The sequence below is a fragment of the Sphaerochaeta sp. UBA5836 genome, from assembly GCF_002432845.1.
GTDB lineage: Bacteria > Spirochaetota > Spirochaetia > Sphaerochaetales > Sphaerochaetaceae > Sphaerochaeta.
On the sequence record NZ_DJGW01000071.1, the window covers coordinates 353 to 6962 of the forward strand.

The window sequence follows — 6610 nt, forward strand, 5'->3', positions numbered from 1 at the left end:
AGAAATTGCAAAGAATTACATGGATAACCCAAGAATTCGGAAAAGAATGTTCCGAAATGAGGTTTCCAAGAGAATTCTTGATGCAATGAATTTGAAGGAGTTTAACAAGGCTGATCTTGCAAGAGCTCTTGAAACATCTCCTTCCAATATTTCCCAGATACTCAATGGAGACAGAAACCTTACATTGGATAAACTCTGTGAGATTTCCATGGTATTGGATATGGTTCCTTCGTTTGAATTCAAAGACAAGAATGAAGTATATACTTGTAGTTTTGCGGTAACTGATGTTGTATCCGGCGTAATCGACAGCTATGCAGACATTCCTCATTTTGAGGGATGTTTGTTTAGGTGTTGAGGTTACTGACTAACCAAAAAGTCAAGGAGTGTAAAATGGGTATACCCATAAAGAACATTTTTATTACAGAGCTCAGCTTCCAAAGAGCGCCGGAAGTATCGACTCCGCTTAAATATTCCTTCAAGGTCCAAATCGGATCATCAGTTGATGAAGATAAGAAAACAGCCCAGGTTAACTTGAAACTTGAGTTATCGGAAACAACAAAGAAAGAGGTTACTTTAACCTGTTGCATGATAGGATTGTTTGATATTACTGAAAAAGATGAAATGCCCATTTCACTGGATGAGTTCCTGAGTATTAATGCGCCAGCGCTTGTATTTCCTTATCTCCGTGAGACTGTGACCAATATCACACTTCATTCAGGGATCAATCCAATATTTATTCCAACAATAAATTTCAAGGAGATCAGGGATAAAAAACAAGAAGAAGCCCCCGATAAATCGAAAGAGTAACTTGCCCGGTATCCATCCTACCGAATCACCCAATATGCCCCTTGACGTTTGTCCCCCCTCCCCTTTTTCTTTCTACTAGTGCTCTCGTGCTCAGCTTCTTCTCGGCTTGAGAAAAGAAGAGCGCTGGGAAATGACTGGATGGACCATCGGCCTCATCATGGCGGCCGTCACCGGCTTGGTACTCTATTTCCAAACATCCGCATCAGGATATTCCTTCAAGCTTTGGCCCAACCTCATCATGGTTTTGCCTATGGCAGCCGTAAATGCATTCACCGAGGAGGTGGTCTTTCGCCTATCATACGTTACATCAACAGAAAACGCCGGGCTCTCACCCACTTGGGCAATGGCCCTGGGTTCCCTTGTCTTCGGCTTTGTCCATTATTGGGGCATTGCTCCGAAATGGACGCTTGGTGCTGTCCTGGTAGCATACATCGGATTTTCTCTCACAAAATCAATCCTGGAAACCAAGGGATTCCTCTTCGCATGGGCGGTCCATGCCATTTTGGATGTTGTGATACTCACCTTCCTGTTCAATGCACACCCCTGATCATCGTTACCGACACAACCCAGAATTTTTCCAGGAACTGATATTCATAAGAAAATCAGAGATTTCTTTGGCTGAAAACCTTTCTAACTGCAAGCACCACCTTGTAGACCTCTTACTGAAGCCAAGGTGGGCCATCCCATGCACCCATCCTTAAAATCAGTCAACTTGTTGAGTGATTTTCCTTCCAGAGGCCACCGAGGCATTGCACCCCAAGGAAGCCAAGCAAACCCAGCCCTTTCTTTTACCACCCCTTCACCTATTTTACGATTTGTACGATGTCTTTGCTGATATCGTAAGAAAACGTACCTTTTTCATAAGATAGCAAACATTCTTCTTCCTTTCTTGGAATTTGGTTTTTACAAGGAAAATATCATACCAAACTCAAGAGAATAGCTCATGTACTTCTGACATAGCAGGCCTTAGGCTTTTCATGGAAGATGCGGCGTTGCCGCAAAACAACTATCCAAATTTTTATGATTCCCTAAAAAGGAGGAGAACATGAAAAAAGCTCTAGGTATTTTGATGATTCTATTACTGTTGGGTTCAGGCGTGCTGTTCGCCCAAGGTCAGAAAGAGTCCGGCCTCATCAAGGTGGGTATTGTGAACCTGCCACCGGAAGAATCCGGATATCGGCAGGCTAACGTTGAAGACATGAACACAGTGTTTTCAAAAGCCAACGGCTATGACGCAAAGCAGACCAACACCATGGACAACAGCGAGCAGATTGCTGCAGCGAAAGGCTACATCCGTGACGGAGTGGACTACCTCTTGATCTCAGCAGCAAACGCTTCAGGATGGGACGACACCCTCAAATCCGCAAAAGATGCCGGCATAAAAGTAATTCTCTTTGACCGCGCAATCGACACGGACAAATCCAATTACCAGGCTGCCCTGCTCTCCGACATGGCCTATGAAGGCAAGAAAGCAGTGGAATGGGTGTTGAGCCTTGGTCTTCCCGAGATCAACCTGATTCTCATCCGTGGACAGATGGGTTCTGCAGCTGAAATCGGCCGAAGTGCAGCCGTACTCGAAGCCGCAAAAGCAGGCAAGCTCAACATCGTTGCCGATGGAACAGGTGGAGACAGCTGGAGTCTTGAAGAAGCCCGCAAGATTGTTGAAGCAGCAATTGCAGCAGGCAAGGATTTCAACGTCATCTACGCACAGAATGATGGTATGGCACAAGGTGCCGTCCAGGCTCTCGAAGCAGCCGGCATCACCCACGGAAAGGGCGGCAAGGTCAAGGTCATCGGATTTGACTTCAACCGATTTGCTCTTCGGAACGTGCAGGCCGGTTACTGGGATGCCGACATGCAGTGCAATCCTCGCCAGGCAGCCGAGATCTCCAAGTGGATCAAGAGCGGCAGCATGCCTAGTGGAATTGTCTATCAGGAAGAATTGCTCTTGACTACCGAAACCATCACCGATGAACTCATCGACAAATGGGGGATCAACGCAGATCCAGGCAAGGGTGTAATCACCAGGTAGGTTTTCAGTCACAACAACGAAATGTGTGCAGTGTGGTGTGCGGATTTGGTTCTGCATACCGCACCGCACTTCGCTTGTTCCGTATGCGTATTAAGGAGACCTTTGATTGTTGTCAGAAACCATACTCGAAATGACGGATATCAGCAAATCATTTCCTGGCGTCAAAGCTCTGGATGGCGTGGACTTCAAGCTCCGAAAGGGTGAGATCCATGCTCTCATGGGCGAAAACGGGGCGGGCAAATCCACACTGATAAAAGTCATTACCGGAGTCTACGAAAAAGACGCCGGCATCATCACCTTGCAGGGCGAGCCCATCCACTTCAAGACGCCGGAAGAAGCGCAAAACAAGGGGATAGGTACCGTCTATCAGGAAATAATGCTCTGCCCCAATTTGACTGTGGCTGAGAACATGTATATCGGACGCAGATGCGGAGCGCTGGTGAACTGGAAGCAGATGAACGCGGATGCGGTACAGCTGCTTGGGTCGCTGGGTATTCCAGCAAGCCCGACCCAGGAGCTTTCAAGCTGCTCGCTTGCAGTACAGCAGATGATTGCGATTGCCCGTGCCGTCGATATGGACTGCAAGATCCTCATACTCGACGAGCCAACGTCCTCTCTTGATGAGGACGAAGTACAGAAACTCTTCGCCCTCATGCGTGAGCTGAAAGAGCGTGGCGTGGGAATCATCTTCATAACCCACTTTCTCGAACAGGTATACGAAATCAGCGACAGGATTACCGTGCTACGCAACGGGAAGCTGGTCGGTGAATATGAAACATCCTCGCTCTCCCAATTCGACCTCATCGCAAAGATGCTGGGCAATGAGCTGGAGGACATCACCAAATTAAAGAAACATGAGCCGGTTGCAACCGACTCCACCGTCCCTGTCTTTGAATGTATTGGCCTTTCAAGTGCCAAAGGAGTAAAACCCTTCAACTTCTCCATACAAAAAGGTGAAGTGAACGGATTTGCCGGGTTGCTCGGCTCCGGACGCAGTGAAAGCGCCCGCGCCATTTTCGCAGCAGACAAGGTAACCGGCGGTGAAGTAAAAATGAAAGGCAAACAAGTAAGGATCAAAACACCCCTGCATGCCATACAACACGGAATAGGATATCTGCCTGAAGACCGCAAAGACGATGGGATCATCGCAGACCTGTCGGTACGGGACAACATCGTTTTGACCCTGCAGGTCCTGAAAGGATTTTTCAAACCCTTCTCAATGAAACAGGCACAGGCATTTGCAGAAGAGTATATCGAGAAATTGAACATCAAGACTCCGACTCCCAACACGCCGATCAGATCGCTCTCCGGTGGGAACCAGCAGAAAGTCATCCTTGCCCGGTGGCTGCTCACCCACCCGGAGTACCTGATCCTGGATGAACCCACCCGTGGAATCGATGTCGGCACCAAAGTTGAGATTCAGAAACTCGTGATCAAGCTCGCTGCTGAAGGAATGAGCTTGACCTTCATCTCTTCAGAAATTGATGAGATGCTGAGAACCTGTTCCCGCTTGATAGTCATGAAAGACCGCGAGATCATAGGAGAACTCAAGGGATCGGAGTTGACGGAGAACGAAGTGATGAGGGTGATAGCACAGGGAGGAAAGACCGTATGCGCAAATTGATCAAGAACTTTTCCCACCTGTTCCTTCCCCTCTCGGTTATGACGCTGCTGATCATCATCAACCTGATAAAGGGCGCCGACTATTTCCGCATCACCATGGTGAACGGAGCTTTCTACGGGAATATCCCGAATATCCTGTTCGGGGCCTCCGAGCTGGTCATCCTGTCCATAGGCATGACATTGGTGACTGCAGCCTCACGGGGACAGGACATCAGCATCGGGGAAAGCGCCACCATCACATCGGCTGTATTCGTCATGTATGTCCTGCAAGCCGGCGAAGTCACGCTGCTTACCATTGTGGTCGGCTTCCTCCTCAGCTGTGTAGCAGGCTTGGCCCTCGGCGCATTCAACGGCACCCTGGTTTCGATATTCAAGGTGCAACCGATGGTTGCATCGCTCATACTCTTTACCGGAGGCCGGTCCATAGCCTTCATGATCGACGGGAAACTGTCCCCCATCCTGGCCAACGACATATCGAATAAAATCGGTACGGTAATACCGGGCTTCCCGATACAGACTCCGATCATCCTGACGGCTGTCTTCATCGCACTTGTTGCCGTAGTGTTCAAGACTACAACGCTCAGGCTCTATGTAGAGAGTGTGGGGATCAACCCGAATGCGGCACGCCTGAATGGCATCAATCCGAAAAAAGTCATCTTTGTGACATTCCTGATCATGGGATTCTGCAGCGCGGTTGCAGGATTCATCGCAGTGAACAAGGCGGGGCGCCACGACAGCGTCAACTTGCTCAAGCTGATCATGATGGATGCCATCCTTGCCGTGGCAATAGGCGGAAACTCGCTGGGCGGTGGAAAGTTCAGCATTACCGGTTCGATAATCGGAGCGTACACGATTGAGATGCTCAACAGGACCCTGCTCAGGCTGGAGATAGAACCCGCGATGATCAAGGTCTTCAAGGCAATCTTCATCATCATTCTCATGGTGGTTGCATCACCGGTTGTCAGGGTGCATATCAAAAAAACCATGGACAAGGTACGGGCTTGGAGAACTCCTGCAAGCCAAGCCAAGGGCGGGGCGCCGCTGTATGCAACCAATGAGCCCGCCGGCAGAGCCGGGAAGAAGGAGGAATAGGATGGCATCGGTAAACGCAATCAAACCAAAAACAAGGTTATCGAATTCGAATATCCTCTTTCTCATCGCTGCAGTCATATTTGTACTGATGTACATCTTTGCAATCATCAGGTATCCGGCCAGTTTCCTGCAGTTCCAGACGTTTTTTGACTTGTTCAACCTCAATGCTCCGCTCATCATCATGACACTCGGGCTTTGCATCGTCATGATCGGCGGCGGCATCGACATCTCCATCGGTTCGGTTTGCGGCTTGATAACCATGGCCTGTGCAGTCTATCTCCAGTCCGAATCCGGGAGTATCGCAGGCGCCATCCTCATCTCGTTGGGCATAGGCATTGCGTTCGGAATCCTGCATGGATATCTCATAGCCTATCTTGAAATCCAACCATTCATCATCACCTTGTCCGGGTTGTTCCTGGCACAGGGGCTGTTGACGACACTTCACAAGGATCCCATCAATGTGACCATGCCTGCATTCGTGAGGTTGAGGGATTTTGACATTGTAATCACCTGGCTTGGGACGAGAAACAGGCTGGGAGTCTTCATCCCGTGTGAGATAAAACCCGGCACCATACTTGTGGTGATCCTTCTTGTCATCCTTGCTTCCTTGATGAAGTGGTCGCGGTTTGGGCGCAACGTCTACGCCGTCGGCGGCAATAGTCATAGCGCCATGATGCTCGGCATCAACGTAAAGCGAACGATATTCATCACCTATGTGATCAGTGGTTTGACAGCCGGCATCGCGGGGTTCGTGTACATCATGACAACAGGGGCCGGCAATGTCGGAAATGCGGCAGGAGCCGAAATGAAGGCGATAGCCTCGGCCATCATAGGAGGCACGCTGCTCAACGGCGGCGTAGGCAACCTGCTTGGAGCCCCGATCGGTACGTTGACGCTGCTGATCATCAACGAGCTGATCCGTGCTGCGGGCGTTCAATCAAACTTCCAAGCGATGGTAAGCGGACTGCTCTTGTATTTCTTCATCGTGCTTCAGAGCATCATCATGGCCCTGCGTGACAGGAAAAAGATCAGCCTTACCCTGCCGCCTTGGCTGCG

At 49.5% G+C, this 6610-nt stretch carries 7 protein-coding genes; all 7 read left to right on the plus strand.

What is annotated here, in order from left to right:
* On the plus strand, positions 1–355 hold a 355-nt coding region (locus tag B3F49_RS05675), incomplete at its 5' end, for a helix-turn-helix transcriptional regulator (RefSeq protein WP_293909620.1).
* Positions 356–390: 35 nt separating this feature from the next.
* Positions 391–807 (plus strand): protein-export chaperone SecB, encoded by a 417-nt coding sequence (locus tag B3F49_RS05680; RefSeq protein WP_293909622.1) that lies wholly within the window; start codon positions 391–393, stop codon positions 805–807.
* A gap of 130 nt (positions 808–937) precedes the next feature.
* Complete coding sequence (locus B3F49_RS05685; protein WP_293909625.1) at positions 938–1354, plus strand: type II CAAX prenyl endopeptidase Rce1 family protein; 417 nt, start codon at positions 938–940, stop codon at positions 1352–1354.
* Between the two features lie 498 nt (positions 1355–1852).
* Complete coding sequence (locus B3F49_RS05690; protein WP_293909628.1) at positions 1853–2839, plus strand: substrate-binding domain-containing protein; 987 nt, start codon at positions 1853–1855, stop codon at positions 2837–2839.
* Between the two features lie 106 nt (positions 2840–2945).
* Entirely contained in the window at positions 2946–4463 is a 1518-nt protein-coding gene (locus B3F49_RS05695) for a sugar ABC transporter ATP-binding protein (protein ID WP_293909630.1), read from the plus strand.
* Entirely contained in the window at positions 4451–5554 is a 1104-nt protein-coding gene (locus B3F49_RS05700; RefSeq protein ID WP_293890857.1) for an ABC transporter permease, read from the plus strand. The genes B3F49_RS05695 and B3F49_RS05700 overlap by 13 nt, the downstream gene beginning before the upstream one ends.
* Before the next feature lie 88 nt (positions 5555–5642).
* Positions 5643–6610: ABC transporter permease (locus B3F49_RS05705; RefSeq protein ID WP_293909644.1), on the plus strand; the 968-nt coding region annotated here is incomplete at its 3' end.